The 16,545-nt window shown below is 62.1% G+C and carries 12 protein-coding genes, 1 tRNA gene and 1 pseudogene; all 14 read right to left on the bottom strand.

The window, feature by feature from the left end:
• The coding region (locus tag AAF563_23775; protein ID MEM7124318.1) for a GTP-binding protein at window positions 1-141 on the bottom strand (141 nt) is incomplete at its 3' end.
• A 45-nt stretch (window positions 142-186) separates the two neighbouring features.
• The gene (gene fusA / locus AAF563_23770) at window positions 187-2,262 is read right to left on the bottom strand and encodes an elongation factor G (protein ID MEM7124317.1); all 2,076 of its coding nucleotides are present in this window, start codon (window positions 2,260-2,262) and stop codon (window positions 187-189) included.
• A gap of 64 nt (window positions 2,263-2,326) precedes the next feature.
• Window positions 2,327-2,797, bottom strand: coding sequence for a 30S ribosomal protein S7 (gene rpsG, locus AAF563_23765; protein ID MEM7124316.1), 471 nt, complete (start codon window positions 2,795-2,797; stop codon window positions 2,327-2,329).
• 12 nt (window positions 2,798-2,809) lie between these two features.
• On the bottom strand, window positions 2,810-3,181 hold the full coding sequence (rpsL, locus tag AAF563_23760) for a 30S ribosomal protein S12 (protein MEM7124315.1): 372 nt from the start codon (window positions 3,179-3,181) through the stop codon (window positions 2,810-2,812).
• A 357-nt stretch (window positions 3,182-3,538) separates the two neighbouring features.
• Window positions 3,539-7,633: pseudogene (rpoC, locus tag AAF563_23755) on the bottom strand (DNA-directed RNA polymerase subunit beta').
• 53 nt (window positions 7,634-7,686) lie between these two features.
• Window positions 7,687-11,802, bottom strand: coding sequence for a DNA-directed RNA polymerase subunit beta (rpoB, locus tag AAF563_23750; protein MEM7124314.1), 4,116 nt, complete (start codon window positions 11,800-11,802; stop codon window positions 7,687-7,689).
• A 208-nt stretch (window positions 11,803-12,010) separates the two neighbouring features.
• Window positions 12,011-12,388: a 50S ribosomal protein L7/L12 gene (rplL, locus tag AAF563_23745; GenBank protein ID MEM7124313.1), complete on the bottom strand. Its 378-nt coding sequence runs from the start codon at window positions 12,386-12,388 to the stop codon at window positions 12,011-12,013.
• Window positions 12,389-12,430: 42 nt separating this feature from the next.
• The gene (gene rplJ / locus AAF563_23740) at window positions 12,431-12,973 is read right to left on the bottom strand and encodes a 50S ribosomal protein L10 (protein MEM7124312.1); all 543 of its coding nucleotides are present in this window, start codon (window positions 12,971-12,973) and stop codon (window positions 12,431-12,433) included.
• A 280-nt stretch (window positions 12,974-13,253) separates the two neighbouring features.
• On the bottom strand, window positions 13,254-13,958 hold the full coding sequence (gene rplA, locus AAF563_23735; GenBank protein MEM7124311.1) for a 50S ribosomal protein L1: 705 nt from the start codon (window positions 13,956-13,958) through the stop codon (window positions 13,254-13,256).
• Between the two features lie 3 nt (window positions 13,959-13,961).
• The gene (gene rplK / locus AAF563_23730; GenBank protein ID MEM7124310.1) at window positions 13,962-14,393 is read right to left on the bottom strand and encodes a 50S ribosomal protein L11; all 432 of its coding nucleotides are present in this window, start codon (window positions 14,391-14,393) and stop codon (window positions 13,962-13,964) included.
• 55 nt (window positions 14,394-14,448) lie between these two features.
• Complete coding sequence (gene nusG / locus AAF563_23725; protein MEM7124309.1) at window positions 14,449-14,979, bottom strand: transcription termination/antitermination protein NusG; 531 nt, start codon at window positions 14,977-14,979, stop codon at window positions 14,449-14,451.
• A gap of 4 nt (window positions 14,980-14,983) precedes the next feature.
• Window positions 14,984-15,181 (bottom strand): preprotein translocase subunit SecE, encoded by a 198-nt coding sequence (gene secE / locus AAF563_23720; GenBank protein ID MEM7124308.1) that lies wholly within the window; start codon window positions 15,179-15,181, stop codon window positions 14,984-14,986.
• Between the two features lie 70 nt (window positions 15,182-15,251).
• Window positions 15,252-15,327, bottom strand: a tRNA-Trp gene (locus AAF563_23715).
• A 27-nt stretch (window positions 15,328-15,354) separates the two neighbouring features.
• Window positions 15,355-16,545, bottom strand: a complete 1,191-nt coding sequence (gene tuf / locus AAF563_23710; protein MEM7124307.1) for an elongation factor Tu — start codon at window positions 16,543-16,545, stop codon at window positions 15,355-15,357.

The following is a 16,545-nucleotide window of genomic DNA, read 5'->3' as shown; positions in this document are numbered from 1 at the left end:
GTAATCCGTAAACGTCGCACCACCCGTCGTCGCCAAAACCTTCGTAATCGCAGCCGTCAGCGTCGTCTTACCATGGTCAACATGACCAATCGTGCCGATGTTCACATGCGGCTTGTTACGCTCAAACTTCTCCTTCGCCATATCTCTCGTTCCGTTCGGCTAAAGCTTGTCCAATAAGTAAGGAGCTCAGGCGAGGTTCGCCTTGAGCTCCTCAGAGACCATTTGAGGCACCGCCTCATAACAGTCGAAATGCATCGTGTAGGTCGCGCGGCCCTGGGACATCGAACGCAGGTCGTTGACGTAACCGAACATGGTTGCCAACGGCACCTTGGCGCGTACGACCTGGGCATTACCACGCGGCTCCATGCCCTGGATCTGACCACGGCGGCTGTTCAGGTCGCCGATGACGTCGCCCATATGCTCTTCGGGTGTCACGACCTCGACCTTCATGACCGGCTCCAAAAGCTGCGGGCCAGCCTTGGCCACACCCTCGCGGAACGCCGCGCGCGCGGCGGTCTCGAACGCCATGGCGCTGGAGTCCACCTCATGATAGGCGCCGTCAAAGACGACCACCTTGAAGTCGATCATCGGGAAACCGGCAATCACGCCTGTCGAACTAGCCGCCGCGATACCCGACTGGATCGACGGGATGTACTCGCGCGGAATGTTGCCGCCGGTCACCTTGTTCTCGAACTCGAAGCCGGCGCCGGGCTCGGCCGGGCCGAAGGTCGCCTTGATACGGGCGAACTGGCCGGCGCCACCGGTCTGCTTCTTATGCGTATAGTCGATATCGGCTTCGCGCGTGATGGTCTCGCGATAGGCGACCTGCGGTGCACCGACATTGGCCTCGACACTGAACTCGCGCTTCATGCGGTCGACGATGATCTCAAGGTGCAGTTCGCCCATGCCCCTGATGATCGTCTGACCCGACTCTTCGTCGCTGCCGACCCGGAAGGACGGATCCTCGTCAGCCAGACGCGCAAGCGCCACACCCATCTTGTCGTGGTCGGCCTTGGTCTTCGGCTCGACGGCGACCTCGATAACGGGATCCGGGAACTCCATACGCTCCAGAATGATCGCCTTGGCCGGATCGCACAGCGTGTCACCGGTCGTCGTGCCCTTCAGGCCACAGAACGCGATGATATCGCCGGCGCGCGCTTCCTGGATGTCCTCACGGCTATTGGCATGCATGAGAAGCATGCGGCCAACGCGCTGCTTGGAGTCCTTGACCGCGTTCAGCATCTGATCGCCGGCCTTGATGACGCCGGAATAGACACGCGCGAAGGTCAGCGTTCCCACATACTTGTCGGCCATGACCTTGAAGGCGAGCGCGGCAAACGGCGCGTCGTCAGTGCTCGGACGTTCGTCCTGCTCTTCGGTCTTGACGTCAATGCCCTTGATCGCCGGTACGTCCAGCGGCGACGGCAGGAAGTCGACGACCGCATCCAGCAAAGGCTGCACGCCCTTGTTCTTGAACGCTGTACCCAGGAGAATCGGCACGAACTTGTGCTCCAACGTGCCCGCGCGAATGCAACGGCGCAGCGTCTCCTCGTCCGGCTCTTCGCCGCCCAGATAGGCTTCCAGAACGTCGTCGTCCATTTCAACGACGGTTTCCAGCAGCTTCTCGCGATAACTCGCGGCCTGCTCCTGAAGGTCGTCGGGGATGTCGACTTCGTCGAACTTGGCACCCAGGCTGTCGTCCTGCCAGACGACGCCCTTCATCTTCACCAGGTCGACCACACCGACAAAATCAGCTTCGGCGCCGATCGGAAGCTGGAGAACTGCCGGAACGACGCCGAAGCGGTCTTCGATCATGTCGACGCAGCGATAGAAGTCGGCGCCGATGCGATCCATTTTATTGACGAAGCAAATGCGCGGTACGCTGTATTTATCGGCCTGACGCCAGACGGTCTCGGACTGCGGCTCGACGCCGGCGACCGAGTCAAAGACGGCGACCGCGCCATCAAGCACGCGCAGCGAACGCTCGACCTCGATGGTGAAGTCGACGTGGCCGGGCGTGTCGATGATGTTGACGCGGTAGTCACGCCACGACGCGGTGGTCGCCGCCGACGTGATCGTAATGCCGCGCTCTTGCTCCTGCTCCATCCAGTCCATGGTGGCTGTGCCTTCATGGACCTCGCCGATCTTATGGGAGCGGCCGGTGTAGTAGAGAATACGCTCGGTGGTCGTCGTCTTGCCGGCATCGATGTGGGCCATGATGCCGATATTGCGATAACGCTCGAGTGGTTGCGTGCGTGCCATCGTCTTGCTCGTCCTTGGGGCCCGCTGGCCCCGGGTTACCAGCAGCGCGGGAGGTGTTCAGCCGTTACCAGCGGTAATGCGAGAACGCCTTGTTCGCCTCTGCCATGCGGTGTGTGTCTTCGCGCTTTTTGACCGCCGAACCTCGCTGCTGCGCGGCGTCCATAAGCTCGTTGGAAAGGCGGTCGACCATCGTTGTTTCCGACCGGGCGCGCGCGGCGCCGATCAGCCAACGAATGGCGAGAGCCTGTTGTCTGTCGTTTCTCACCTCGACGGGGACCTGATAGGTCGCGCCGCCGACGCGCCGCGAGCGAACCTCGACCGCGGGCTTCACATTGTTCAAGGCCTGGTGAAAGACCTCGATGGGATCTTGGCCGACCTTGGATTTGATCCGGTCGAGCGCGCCATAAACAATGCCCTCGGTGACGGACTTCTTGCCGTCATACATCAGGCTGTTCATGAACTTGGTCAGGACGGTATCGCCGAAGACGGCATCCGGTAGGACCTGGCGTTTTTCTGCTGCGCGACGACGTGACATCGGTCCTGATCCTTATTTGGGTCGCTTGGCGCCGTATTTCGAACGGCCCTGACGGCGGTTCGATACGCCCTGGGTGTCAAGCGTGCCGCGCACGATGTGATAGCGTACGCCCGGAAGGTCCTTCACGCGACCGCCGCGGATCAGAACCACGGAATGCTCCTGAAGGTTATGACCCTCACCGGGAATGTAGCTCGACACCTCGAAACCGTTGGTCAACCGGACGCGCGCGACCTTACGAAGGGCCGAATTCGGCTTCTTCGGGGTCGTCGTATAGACGCGCGTGCACACGCCCCGCTTCTGCGGGCAGGCCTCCAGCGCGGGGACCTTGTTGCGTGCGCGCCGCGCCTTACGCGGCTTGCGAACCAGTTGATTCACCGTCGGCATGGACCGAACCTCTTTCTTCTACCAGTAAACACGCGAAAACATCGGCCCCGAACCGCTCAGACGGCGTTTCGCCCGAGGCCTGATATCATCGCGTATGCTTGTTCTGCTCGCGGATAGGTCGACGTTACCGAATCCCCGGCACCGCGAGAGCGCGGAATATAGTCACGCGCCTATATGAGGTCAACACGAAAACCCAAGAAAAAGAGCGGATTTTCGGGGTCGGGGACCGGCCTTGAGCCGGCCCCCGCCACAACCCCTCGATCAGGCGCTCTGGGCCTCGCTCGTATCGAGCAAGGTGGCCTCCAAAGCCGCCTCGTCGACCTCGACCGCCTCCTGCTCGTCCAGGCCCTCCAGACGGCGCAGACGCGACATGACACGGCCCGTTCCGGCAGGAATCAGGCGGCCAACGATGACGTTTTCCTTCAGCCCCATCAGATCGTCGATCTTGCCGGCGACCGAGGCCTCGGTCAGGACACGGGTGGTCTCCTGGAACGAGGCCGCCGAGATGAACGACTGGGTCTGCAGGCTGGCCTTGGTGATGCCCTGTAGGACAGGCTGGGCTTTCGCCGGCTCCAGGCCCTCCTCACCAGCCTTGCGGTTGACCAGGTCGAACTCGCGCCGATCGACCTGCTCGCCGACCAGATAGGTGGTGTCGCCGGGCTTCTCGATCTCGACCTTCTGCAGCATCTGGCGGCAAATCACCTCGATGTGCTTGTCGTTGATCTTGACGCCCTGCAGGCGATAGACCTCCTGGATCTCCTTGACCAGGTAATTGGCCAACGCCTCGACGCCCATGACCCGCAGGATATCGTGGGGCACGGGGCTGCCATCGATCAGTGGATCGCCGCGGCGCACGAAATCGCCGTCGTTGACGGCAATATGCTTGCCCTTGGGCAGCAGATACTCGTGCACCTCGCCGTCCTCGCCCTCTTCCTTGACGTTGACCCGGCGCTTGTTCTTGTAGTCCTTACCGAACTGCACCCAGCCATCGGTCTCGGAGATGATGGCGTGGTCCTTCGGCTTCCTGGCCTCGAACAGTTCGGCAACACGCGGCAGACCGCCGGTGATGTCGCGGGTCTTGATGGAGTCGCGGGGCACACGGGCGATGACGTCGCCGACATGGACCTTGTCGCCGTTATCGACCGACAGGATCGCGTCGACCGAGAGGTCGAAGCTCGCTTCGTGCTCCTCGCTCGCCATGATCGGCTCGCCTTTTTCGTCCGTCATGACGATGCGTGGGCGCAGACCCGAACCGCGGGGCTGCTGGCGCCAATCGATCACGACCTTGTTGGAGATGCCGCTGGCCTCGTCGGTGATTTCCCTCAGCGAGATACCCTCGACCAGGTCCTGATAGCTCACGACGCCGTCACGATCGGCGATGATCGGCAGGTTATAGGGGTCCCAACGCGCCAGCGTGTCACCCTTGCCGATCTTCTCGCCGTCCTTGATCAGCAGACGCGCACCATAGGGCAGACGGTTACGAGAACGCTCGTTGCCCTTACGGTCGACCAGGATCAGCTCACAGTTGCGGCCAAGCACGATGGTGTTGCCCTCGCCGTCCTCGACCAGGCGCGGGTTGGCGATGGTCGCCTTGCCGTCAATGGCCGATTCAATCGACGAACTCTCCGACCCGCGCTGGGCCGTGCCACCGATATGGAAGGTCCGCATGGTGAGCTGGGTGCCCGGCTCGCCGATCGACTGGGCCGCGATAACACCCACCGCTTCGCCCATGTTGACCGTCGTGCCACGCGCGAGGTCACGGCCATAGCACATGCCGCAAACGCCGATCTCGCTCTCGCAGGTCAGCACCGAGCGGATGCGGATCTGCTCGATCCCGGCGCCCTCGATGGCCGCCATATGCTGTTCCTCGATCATCTCGCCGGGCTGGACGATAACTTCCTCCGTGCCCTGGTCGACAATCGGGTCGAGCGCGAAGCGGCCGAGCACACGCTCAGACAGCGACACGATCTCCTCCGACCCCTGGGTCACCGCCTCGACCGTCAGGCCGTTCTCGGTGCCGCAGTCTTCTTCGATGATGACGCAGTCCTGCGCCACATCGACCAGACGGCGGGTCAGGTAACCGGAGTTCGCCGTCTTCAAGGCGGTATCGGCCAGGCCCTTACGGGCACCGTGGGTCGAGTTGAAGTACTCGAGCACGGTCAGGCCTTCCTTGAAGTTCGACGTGATCGGCGTCTCGATGATCTCGCCCGACGGTTTGGCCATCAGGCCACGCATGCCGGCGAGCTGCTTGATCTGGGCCGCCGAACCACGGGCGCCGGAATGGGCCATCATATAGATCGGGTTGAGCCCCTTGCGCCGGCCGGTCGCCTCGTCGACCTCCTCCATGCTGGAGAGGCCCGCCATCAGGGCGTCGGCGACCTTGTCGGTGCAATGCGACCACGCATCGATCACCTTGTTGTACTTCTCGCCCTGGGTGATGACGCCGTCCATGTACTGCTGCTCGTACTCGCGCACCCGATCCTGGGTGTCGCGGACCAGCTCCTCCTTGGCTTCCGGGATGACCATGTCGTCCTTGCCGAAGGAAATGCCGGCATCGCAAGCGTGATGGAAACCAAGCGCCATGACGCGGTCGCAGAAGATAACCGTCTCCTTCTGACCGCAGTGGCGGTAGACCACGTCGATGACCTCGGAGATCTCGCGCTTGGTCAGCACGCGGTTGATCAGGTCGAACGACACGCGTGGGTGACGCGGCAGAACTTCCGACAGCATCATGCGACCCGGCGTCGTATCGACGATGGACGTCATCGGCTCGCCGTTCTCGTCAACGCCCTCGTAGCGGGCCTTGATCTTGGCGTGCATGGTGACGGCGCCGGCCTGCAGAGCATGCTCGATTTCGCCGATGTTGCCGAAGACGGTGCCTTCGCCGGGCTCGTCGGGCATCTCGATCGTGATGTCGTAGAGGCCCAAGACGATATCCTGCGACGGCACGATGATCGGCTTGCCGTTGGCCGGGCTCAGGATGTTGTTGGTCGACATCATGAGTACGCGGGCCTCAAGCTGGCTCTCGATCGACAGCGGCACGTGGACGGCCATCTGGTCGCCGTCGAAGTCGGCATTGAAGGCAGCGCAAACCAGCGGATGAAGCTGGATTGCTTTGCCTTCGATCAGCACCGGCTCGAACGCCTGGATGCCGAGCCTGTGCAGCGTCGGCGCGCGGTTCAACAGGACCGGATGCTCGCGGATAACCTCTTCCAGGATATCCCAGACCTCCGGACGCTCCTTCTCGACCAGCCGCTTGGCGGCCTTGATGGTCGGCGCCTTGCCGTACATCTCAAGCTTCGAATAGATGAACGGCTTGAAGAGCTCGAGCGCCATCTTCTTGGGCAGGCCGCACTGATGCAGCTTGAGTTCCGGACCGACAACGATAACCGAACGGCCGGAGTAATCGACGCGTTTGCCCAGCAGGTTCTGGCGGAAGCGGCCCTGCTTGCCCTTCAACATGTCGGAGAGCGAACGCAGCGGACGCTTGTTGGCGCCGGTGATGACACGGCCGCGGCGGCCGTTGTCGAACAGCGCATCGACGGCTTCCTGCAACATGCGCTTTTCGTTGCGCACGATGATATCGGGCGCACGCAGCTCAATGAGGCGCTTCAGGCGGTTGTTGCGGTTGATGACGCGGCGATAGAGATCGTTCAGGTCCGACGTCGCGAACCGGCCGCCATCGAGCGGCACCAGCGGGCGCAGTTCCGGCGGGATGACCGGAATGACTTCCAGGATCATCCATTCCGGACGGTTGCCGGACTCGATGAAGGTCTCGATCAGCTTCAGGCGCTTGACGATCTTCTTGCGCTTGGCCTCGGAGCCGGTTTCGGCAAGCTCGGTGCGCAGGAACTCGCGCTCGTCCTCCATGTCAATCTTCTTGAGGATGTCACGGACCGCCTCGGCGCCGATGCTGGCCGAGAACGCATCTTCGCCATACTCGTCAACGGCGTCGTAGTACTGCTCCTCGGTCATCAGCTGGCCTTCTTCCAAAGGCGTCAGACCGGCATCGACGACGATGTAGTTCTCGAAATAGAGAACCCGCTCCAGCTCCTTCAAGGTCATATCGAGGAGCAAGCCGATGCGCGAGGGCAGCGACTTCAGAAACCAGATATGGGCGACCGGCGCGGCCAGCTCGATATGGCCCATGCGCTCGCGACGAACCGAGGACTTGATGACCTCGACGCCGCACTTCTCGCACACGATGCCCTTGTACTTCATGCGTTTGTACTTACCGCACAGGCATTCGTAGTCCTTGATCGGACCGAAGATACGCGCGCAGAAAAGGCCGTCACGCTCCGGCTTGAAGGTACGGTAGTTGATGGTCTCGGGCTTCTTGACTTCGCCATAGGACCAGGAGCGGATCTTCTCCGGGCTGGCGATAGAGATCTTGATATGATCGAAGCTCTGCGGTCCGCTCACCTGGCCGAAGATTCGCATCAACTCGTTCATGTCGTTCTCCTTTACCTATCTTCTTGGCGTTGATCCCGGGTCGTCGCGTCGGCTCAGCTTGATTGCTGCAGCTCCACATTCAGACCCAGGGCCTGCATCTCCTTGACGAGAACGTTGAAGCTCTCGGGGATACCCGCCTCGAAGTTGTGATCGCCCTTCACGATGGACTCATAAACACGCGTGCGTCCGGCCACGTCGTCGGACTTGACCGTCAGCATCTCCTGCAGCGTGTGCGCGGCGCCGTAAGCCTGAAGCGCCCACACCTCCATCTCGCCGAAGCGCTGGCCGCCGAACTGCGCCTTGCCGCCCAACGGCTGCTGGGTAACCAGGCTGTAGGGACCGATCGAACGGGCGTGGATCTTATCGTCCACCAGATGGTGCAGCTTCAGGATATAGAGGTGGCCGACCGTGACGCGGCGGTCGAATGGTTCGCCAGTACGTCCGTCGACCAGCACCTCCTGACCGGACTTGTCAAAACCGGCCAGCTCCAAGAGATGCGCGATGTCCTGTTCGTGGGCGCCGTCGAAGACCGGCGTCGCCATCGGCACGCCACTCCTGAGATCGTTGCCCAGTTCCAAGGTGTCGGTATCGGACAGCTTGGTGACCACACCGTCCTTGCCGCTCTCGCCGTAGACATCGCCCAGCAGGGAGCGCAACTGCGCCGGCGTTGCCGGCTTATCGCCTTCCAACGCCACGCCGCTCTGGATGCTGTCGACCATCTGGCCGATACGCCGGCCGACACCGGCCGCCGCCCAGCCCAGATGGGTCTCCAGGATCTGGCCGACATTCATGCGGCTCGGCACGCCCAGCGGATTGAGCACGACGTCGACCGGCGTGCCGTCCTCCAGATGAGGCATGTCCTCGACCGGCACGATGCGCGAGATGACGCCCTTGTTGCCGTGACGGCCGGCCATCTTGTCGCCGGCCTGCAGCTTGCGCTTCACGGCCACGAACACCTTGACCATCTTCAAGACGCCCGGCGGCAGTTCGTCGCCCTGCTGCAGCTTCTCGACCTTGTTCTCGAAGCGCTTCTCGATCTCCGCGACCGCCGCGTCGAACTGCGCCTTCAGGTCCTCGACCGAGGTCATGACGCCTTCGTCATCGACGACGATCTGCCACCACTGGCCATGGGACAGGGGCTCCAGCGTCTTGTCGGAGACGGTGTCGCCGACCTCGATGCCCTTCGGACCCTTGGTCACCTTCTTGCCGTCCAGAATGTCACGCAGACGGCCATAGGTGTTGCGGTCGATGATCGCGCGTTCGTCATCGCGATCCTTCGCCAGACGCTCGATTTCTTCACGCTCGATCGCCAGCGCACGCTCGTCCTTGTCGACGCCGCGGCGCGAGAACACCCGAACCTCGACGACCGTACCCTGACCGCCCGGCGGCACGCGCAACGAGGTGTCACGCACGTCCGACGCCTTCTCGCCGAAGATGGCGCGCAGCAGTTTTTCTTCCGGCGTCATCGGGCTCTCGCCCTTCGGCGTGATCTTGCCGACCAGAATGTCACCGGCCTCGACATCGGCACCGATATAGACAATGCCGGCCTCGTCCAGGTTCTTCAGCGCTTCCTCGCCGACATTCGGGATGTCGCGGGTGATCTCTTCCTGGCCCAGCTTGGTGTCGCGGGCCATGACCTCAAACTCCTCGATGTGGATCGAGGTGAAGACGTCATCGCGCACCATGCGCTCGGAGATCAGGATCGAGTCCTCGAAGTTATAGCCGTTCCACGGCATGAACGCGCACAGCACGTTGCGGCCGAGCGCCAGTTCACCGCGCTCGGTCGACGGACCGTCGCCCAGGATGTCGCCCTGCTTCACCTTCTCGCCCACTTTCACCAGAGGCCGCTGGGTGATGCAGGTGTTCTGGTTCGAACGCTGGAACTTGGCGAGCGTGTAGATATCGACGCCGACCGAGTCCTTGGCTTCGTCGTCGCTGACGCGAACGACGATACGCTCGGCATCGACCTGGTCGACCACGCCGCCGCGGCGCGCCACGATGGTGGCGCCGGAGTCACGGGCCACCACGTCTTCCATGCCGGTACCGACGACCGGCGCCTCGGCGCGGATCAGCGGCACCGCCTGACGCTGCATGTTGGAGCCCATCAGCGCGCGGTTGGCGTCGTCGTTCTCCAGGAACGGGATCAGCGACGCGGCGACCGAGACAAGCTGCTTGGGCGACACGTCAATCATGTCGACGGTGTCGGGCGTGGCAACCACGAACTCGCCGTTGCGCCGGCACGACACCAGGTCCTGCTTGAACTTGCCCTTGGGATCCAGTTCGGCGTTGGCCTGGGCGATCGTGTAGCGGCCCTCCTCCATGGCCGTCAGATAGACGACCTCTTCGGTCACGCGGCCGTTCTCGACCTTGCGATAGGGGCTCTCGATGAAGCCGTACTTGTTGACCTCGGCGAAGGTCGCCAGGCTGTTGATCAGGCCGATGTTCGGGCCTTCCGGCGTCTCGATCGGACAGATCCGGCCATAGTGGGTCGGATGCACGTCGCGCACCTCGAAACCGGCGCGCTCGCGGGTCAGGCCACCCGGGCCAAGCGCTGACAGGCGCCGTTTATGGGTGATCTCCGACAGCGGGTTGGTCTGGTCCATGAACTGGCTGAGCTGGGACGAACCGAAGAATTCGCGCACCGCCGCTGCCGCCGGCTTGGCGTTGATCAGGTCGTGCGGCATGACGCTGTCCAGCTCGACCAGGCTCATGCGCTCGCGGATCGCGCGTTCCATGCGCAGCAAGCCCATGCGGTACTGGTTCTCCAAGAGCTCGCCGACCGAGCGGACGCGCCGGTTGCCCAGGTGGTCGATATCGTCGATATCGCCCTTGCCGTCCTTCAACTCGACCAGGGTGGTCAGCACGCTCATGATGTCGTCACGCGTCAGAACGCGCAGCGTCTCGTCGTGCTCCAGGCCCAGCCGCGCGTTCATCTTGACGCGGCCGACGGCTGAGAGATCGTAACGCTCGGAGTCGAAGAACAGGCCCTTAAAGAGAGTCTCCGCCGTGTCGATCGTCGGCGGCTCGCCCGGACGCATGACGCGGTAGATCTCAAACAGCGCCTCTTCGCGGTTCGAGCTCTTATCGACCGCCAGCGTGTTGCGGATATAGGGCCCGACATTGACGTGGTCGATGTCGAGAGTCGGCAACTCGTTGATGCCGAGCTCGTTGAGCTTCTCGAGCAGCTCCTCGTCGATCTCGTCACCGGCTTCGACAAAAATCTCGCCAGACGATTCATCGATTAGGTCATCGGCCATGTAGCGGCCAATCAGCGCCTCGTCGCCGACCAACTGCTTGGTCAGACCGGCCTCCGCCAGCTTCTTGAGCTGCAGGCGGGTCAGCTTGGTGCCAGCCTTGGCCGCGACCTTGCCGTCCTTGGCGTTGACCAGGTCGGCGGAGAGCTTGGTGCCCAGCGCGCGCTCGCTGTCGAACGGCACGGTCCAACCCTTCTTGGTCCGGACGTAGGTCCGGGTCTCATAGAATGTCTTGAAGATCTCGTCTGTCGTCAGGCCGAGCGCATAGAGCATCGTCGTCGCCGGCAGCTTGCGGCGGCGGTCGATACGCACGTGCACGATGTCCTTGGCGTCGAACTCAAAGTCAAGCCAGGAGCCGCGATAGGGAATCACGCGGGCGGCAAACAAGTACTTGCCCGACGAATGGGTCTTGCCCTTGTCGTGGTCGAAGAAAACGCCGGGTGAACGGTGCATCTGGCTGACGATGACGCGCTCGGTGCCGTTGATGATGAACGTACCCTTGTCGGTCATCAGCGGCATGTCGCCCATGTAGACGTCCTGCTCCTTGATGTCGCGGACGTCGCGCTTCTTGATCTCCTCATCGACGTCGAAGATCCACAGCTGCAGCGTGACCTTGAGCGGGGCCGCATAGGTCATGCCGCGTTGCTGACATTCGTCGACATCGTATTTCGGGTCTTCGAACTCGTAGCGGACAAAGTGGAGTTCGGCGCGGTCGGAAAAATCCTTGATCGGGAACACCGACTCAAAGACCGCCTGCAGGCCGCTTTCCTTTTTGTCCTGCTCGGTGCCTTCAAAGTTCAGGAACTGGTCATAGGAGTTCCGCTGGACCTCGATCAAGTTCGGCATATCGATCACCGGAGGGATACGGCCGAAATTGCGGCGGGGTCGCGAACGTCCAGTCAAGCTCTGCGCCATGTCTTTATGCACCTTCGTTATTCTTCATCATGCCGCCTGACCACAACGGCCAAGCGGATCACCACCTGTTCAGACGCCGCAGGCGCGGCGCGCCGATACCCCCTGGTGCATCGCTGCACCCGGGCGCATCAGCGGCCGCGTCCTGTACGGCGACAGGCAACGGGCCGCGATGTCTCTCCGGAACGGGAGACTGGGCCAGTCACCGGTCTTACTTGACCTCGACCGTCGCGCCAGCTTCTTCGAGCTGTTTCTTGATCTCTTCGGCCTCTTCCTTCGCCACGCCCTCCTTGACCGGCTTGGGCGCGCCTTCGACCAGGTCCTTGGCCTCTTTCAGGCCCAGTCCCGTGATCGCACGGACTTCCTTAATGACGTTGATCTTCTTCTCGCCAAAGCTGGCCAAGATAACGTCGAAATCGGTCTTCTCTTCGGCAGCCTCGCCCGGGGCGGCGGCACCGGGGGCGGCGGCAACGGCAACCGGCGCCGCGGCGCTGACGCCCCACTTCTCTTCGAGCATCTTGCTCAACTCGGCGGCTTCCAACACCGTCAGCGACGACAGGTCATCAGCCAGTTTTTCCAGATCAGCCATGGGTCTTCTCCTGCAAAATCAATTCTGTTTGCGACAACGGGTTCAGGAACCGGCTTCGGCATCGGCGGCGCTGTCGCCTTCCGTCTGCCCATAGGCCCCAAAAACCCGAGCCAGTTGACCGGCCGGCGCCTGCAGAACCATCGCGATCTTGGTCGCGGGTGCCTGCAAGAGACCAACGATTGTGCCGCGCAGCTCATCGAGCGACGGCAGCTTGGCCAACTGTTCGACCTCGGATGCATCCAGCTCGCGTTCGCCCATCTGGCCGCCAAGAACGATCAGCTTCTCGTTCTTCTTGGCAAAATCGACGGCCGCCTTGGCCGCTGCAACCGGGTCGTCGGAACAGGCGACGGCGGTCGGTCCCGTGAAGAGCTTGCTCAAGCCTTCAAAGGTCGTGCCGTCCAACGCACGCAACGCCAGCCGATTTTTGGTGACGCGGAACGACGTGCCCGAAGCGCGCATGGCGCGTCTGAGTTCCGTCGCTTCGGCCACCGTCAGACCTTCGTGGCGCGTGACAACAACCATTTCGGCACTACCGATATCGCTGTTGAGCTGGTTGACGATGTCTTCTTTTCTTGCCCGTTCCACGGATTCCTCCGGGGGTTGGGCCGGTCGGGACACACTCCCGATACCAGGCCGGTTCACACGAATTCCGATCCTTCGAAAAGGACCGGGGTTACGACCTGCCCCGGAAGTCAGACCCATCCGACCTGCCGGGTAATCCCGGCACGACATTCGGTCTCGTCTCCCGTCTCATGTCGGCGGCCGAAGCCCTTAAGACCCTGAGGTCACCGGCAATCTCGGACAGGGGGCGCGCCACCTCTAACAAGCGGCGCTGTCAGCGGCCGAAGCCGCCGAATTCAAACTCCTACGCGGCGCTCGGCTGCAGGCTCACCGGGTCGATCTTGACACCGGGACCCATGGTCGAGCTGAGCGTCACGCGCTTCATGTACGTTCCCTTAACAGCGCTGGGCTTGGCCTTGATCACCGCGTCCATAAGCGCCTTGGCGTTCTCGAAGATGTTCTCCTCGGAAAAGCTCGCCTTGCCGACGCCGGCGTGAATGATGCCGGCCTTCTCGACGCGGTACTCCACCTGGCCTGCCTTGGCCGAACCGACGGCGCCCGCGACATCCGGCGTCACGGTGCCGAGCTTCGGGTTGGGCATCAGGCCGCGGGGACCCAGGATTTTGCCCAGCCGGCCGACGACCGCCATCATGTCCGGCGTCGCGATGCACCGGTCAAAGTCGATCTCGCCCTTTTGAATACTCTCGGCAAGGTCCTCGGCGCCAACGAGGTCGGCGCCCGCGTTCTTCGCCTCTTCGGCCTTGTCGCCCTTGGCGAAGACGGCGACCCGGATCGACTTGCCACTGCCATGGGGCAGATCGACGACACCGCGCACCATCTGGTCGGCGTGGCGCGGATCGACGTTCAGGTTGACCGACAGCTCGATCGTCTCGTCAAACTTCGCCTTGGCATTTTCCTTCACCAGCTTGACCGCTTCATCCAGCGTATAGAGGTGCTCGCGGTCGACGGTCTTGGCGGCGTCGCTATGGCGTTTGCCTTCTTTCGACATGGTCTACTCCACTACCTCGACGCCCATGGAACGCGCCGAACCCTTGATGATCTCCGAAGCGCCGTCGATGTCGTTGGCGTTCAGATCCGGCATCTTGGCTTCGGCGATCTCGCGCACCTGCGCGATGGTGATCTTGCCGATGGGGTCGGTCCGCCCCGTCTCACCATTACCCTTCTCCAGCTTGGCCGCCTTCTTGATGTACCAACTTGCCGGCGGCGTCTTGGTGATGAACGAGAAGGTCCGGTCCTGATAGGCCGTGATCACGGTCGGCAGCGGCGTGCCGGGATCGTGGTCCTGGGTCGCCGCGTTGAACGCCTTGGTGAACTCGACGATGTTCAGACCACGTTGGCCCAGCGCCGGGCCGATCGGCGGCGACGGGTTGGCCTGTCCGGCCGGCACCGTCAGCTTGATGTATCCTGCGACTTTCTTCGCCATTTCTCGTCTTACCCTGTGTCCGGACCGCGCCTAACGGGGTCGGTCCATCTGTTTGTCAGGTCTTTTCGACCTGTGTGTATTCCAGTTCCACCGGCGTCGCGCGACCGAAAATCGACACCGCGACCTTCAACCTGGCGCGCTCCTCGTCGACTTCCTGAACCGTGCCGTTGAACGACGTGAACGGTCCGTCGGCGACCCTGACGGTCTCACCGATCTCATAAGTGATCGACGGACGCGGCCGTTCGACCCCCTCTTGAACCTGGCTCATGACGCGCTCGGCCTCGTGATCGGGGATCGGCGTCGGCTTTTGGCCGCTGCCCAGGAAACCCGTCACCTTCGGCGTGTTGCGCACCAAGTGCCACGTCTGATCGGTCATGTCCATGCGCACGAGGACGTAGCCCGGAAAAAACCGGCGCTCCGACGAGACTTTCTTGCCGCCGCGCATTTCGACGACCTCTTCGGACGGCACGAGGACATTTTCGAACATGTCCTCAAGGCCCTGCTGCAATGCCTGCTCCTGAATCGACTGCGCGACCTTCTTCTCGAAGCCGGAGTAGCAATGCACGATGTACCAACGGTGCGCCATGCGCTTAGTTTCCAAGTCCCAAAATCGCCTTGACGCCCCAGGCGAAGAACTGGTCGATCAAGAAGAAGAACAGCGCCACCAGCACGACCATGGCCAGCACGGTCGCGGTGGTAATCAGCGTCTCCTTGCGGGTCGGCCAGGTAACCTTGCTGGCTTCCTGGCGAACCTGACGGACAAACTCGACCGGCGATGTCTTCGCCATGAACGTCACATCCTCTACATCAACGGTGGCGCCAGGTCCTTTTCGGACCGGCGCCACCAACCCTGTCACCTGGCAGGAGTGGTAGGACTCGAACCTACAGCCCCCGGTTTTGGAGACCGGTGCTCTACCAATTGAGCTACACTCCTAAACACGGTCAGGCGTTATCTCCTACCTTACTCGACGATCTGCGCGACGACGCCGGCGCCGACGGTGCGGCCGCCTTCGCGGATCGCGAACCTCAGGCCTTCGTCCATCGCGATCGGCGCGATCAGCTCAACATCCATCGTGATGTTGTCGCCAGGCATCACCATCTCGACACCTTCAGGCAGCATCACGTGGCCCGTAACGTCCGTCGTGCGGAAGTAGAACTGCGGACGGTAGTTCGTGAAGAACGGCGTGTGACGCCCGCCCTCCTCTTTCGTCAGAACATACGTCTCGGCCTTGAACTTCGTGTGCGGCGTGATCGTGCCCGGCTTCGCCAGAACCTGGCCGCGCTCGACCTCGTCGCGCTTCGTGCCGCGCAACAGAACGCCGATGTTGTCGCCAGCCTGACCGCTGTCCAGAAGCTTGCGGAACATCTCAACACCCGTGCAAACCGTCTTCGTCGTGTCCTTGATGCCGACAATCTCAATCTCGTCGCCGACATTGACCTGGCCTCGCTCAACACGGCCCGTCACAACCGTGCCTCGACCCGAAATCGAGAACACATCCTCGATCGGCATCAGGAACGGACGGTCAACAGCGCGCTCAGGTGTCGGAATGTACGCATCGACCTCGCGCATCAGCTCAAGGATCGAGTCAGCGCCCGTCGCCTGGTCGCCGTCCTCCATCGCTGCCAACGCAGAGCCCCGAACCATCGGAATGTCGTCGCCAGGGAAGTCGTAAGACGAAAGAAGCTCGCGAACCTCCAGCTCGACAAGATCCAAAAGCTCCTCGTCGTCAACCTGATCAACCTTGTTCAGGTAAACAACGATCGCCGGAACACCAACCTGGCGCGCCAGAAGAATATGCTCGCGCGTCTGCGGCATCGGGCCATCGGCGGCACTCACAACCAAAATCGCGCCGTCCATCTGCGCAGCACCCGTGATCATGTTCTTCACGTAGTCAGCGTGACCAGGACAGTCCACATGCGCGTAGTGACGGTTCTCCGTCTCATACTCAACATGCGCCGTGTTGATCGTGATACCGCGCTCCTTCTCTTCAGGAGCCTTGTCGATCGAAGCGTAATCCGTAAACGTCGCACCACCCGTCGTCGCCAAAACCTTCGTAATCGCAGCCGTCAGCGTCGTCTTACCATGGTCAACATGACCAATCGTGCCGATGTTCACATGCGGCTTGTTACGCTCAAACTTCTCCTTCGCCAT

The sequence above is a fragment of the Pseudomonadota bacterium genome, from assembly GCA_039028155.1.
GTDB lineage: Bacteria > Pseudomonadota > Alphaproteobacteria > SP197 > SP197 > JANQGO01.
Note: the sequence above shows the minus strand (reverse complement) of the source record. Positions and strands in the feature narration are given on the sequence as shown.

Bases quoted from the DNA above. Each gene is read 5' to 3' on its own strand.
- rplA (MEM7124311.1), bottom strand. From the start codon at position 13,958: ATGTCGAAAGAAGGCAAACGCCATAGCGACGCCGCCAAGACCGTCGAC.
- secE (MEM7124308.1), bottom strand. From the start codon at position 15,181: ATGGCGAAGACATCGCCGGTCGAGTTTGTCCGTCAGGTTCGCCAGGAA.
- tuf (MEM7124307.1), bottom strand. From the start codon at position 16,545: ATGGCGAAGGAGAAGTTTGAGCGTAACAAGCCGCATGTGAACATCGGC.
- rplL (MEM7124313.1), bottom strand. From the start codon at position 12,388: ATGGCTGATCTGGAAAAACTGGCTGATGACCTGTCGTCGCTGACGGTG.
- nusG (MEM7124309.1), bottom strand. From the start codon at position 14,979: ATGGCGCACCGTTGGTACATCGTGCATTGCTACTCCGGCTTCGAGAAG.
- rplK (MEM7124310.1), bottom strand. From the start codon at position 14,393: ATGGCGAAGAAAGTCGCAGGATACATCAAGCTGACGGTGCCGGCCGGA.
- rpsL (MEM7124315.1), bottom strand. From the start codon at position 3,181: ATGCCGACGGTGAATCAACTGGTTCGCAAGCCGCGTAAGGCGCGGCGC.
- fusA (MEM7124317.1), bottom strand. From the start codon at position 2,262: ATGGCACGCACGCAACCACTCGAGCGTTATCGCAATATCGGCATCATG.
- rpsG (MEM7124316.1), bottom strand. From the start codon at position 2,797: ATGTCACGTCGTCGCGCAGCAGAAAAACGCCAGGTCCTACCGGATGCC.
- rpoB (MEM7124314.1), bottom strand. From the start codon at position 11,802: ATGGCGCAGAGCTTGACTGGACGTTCGCGACCCCGCCGCAATTTCGGC.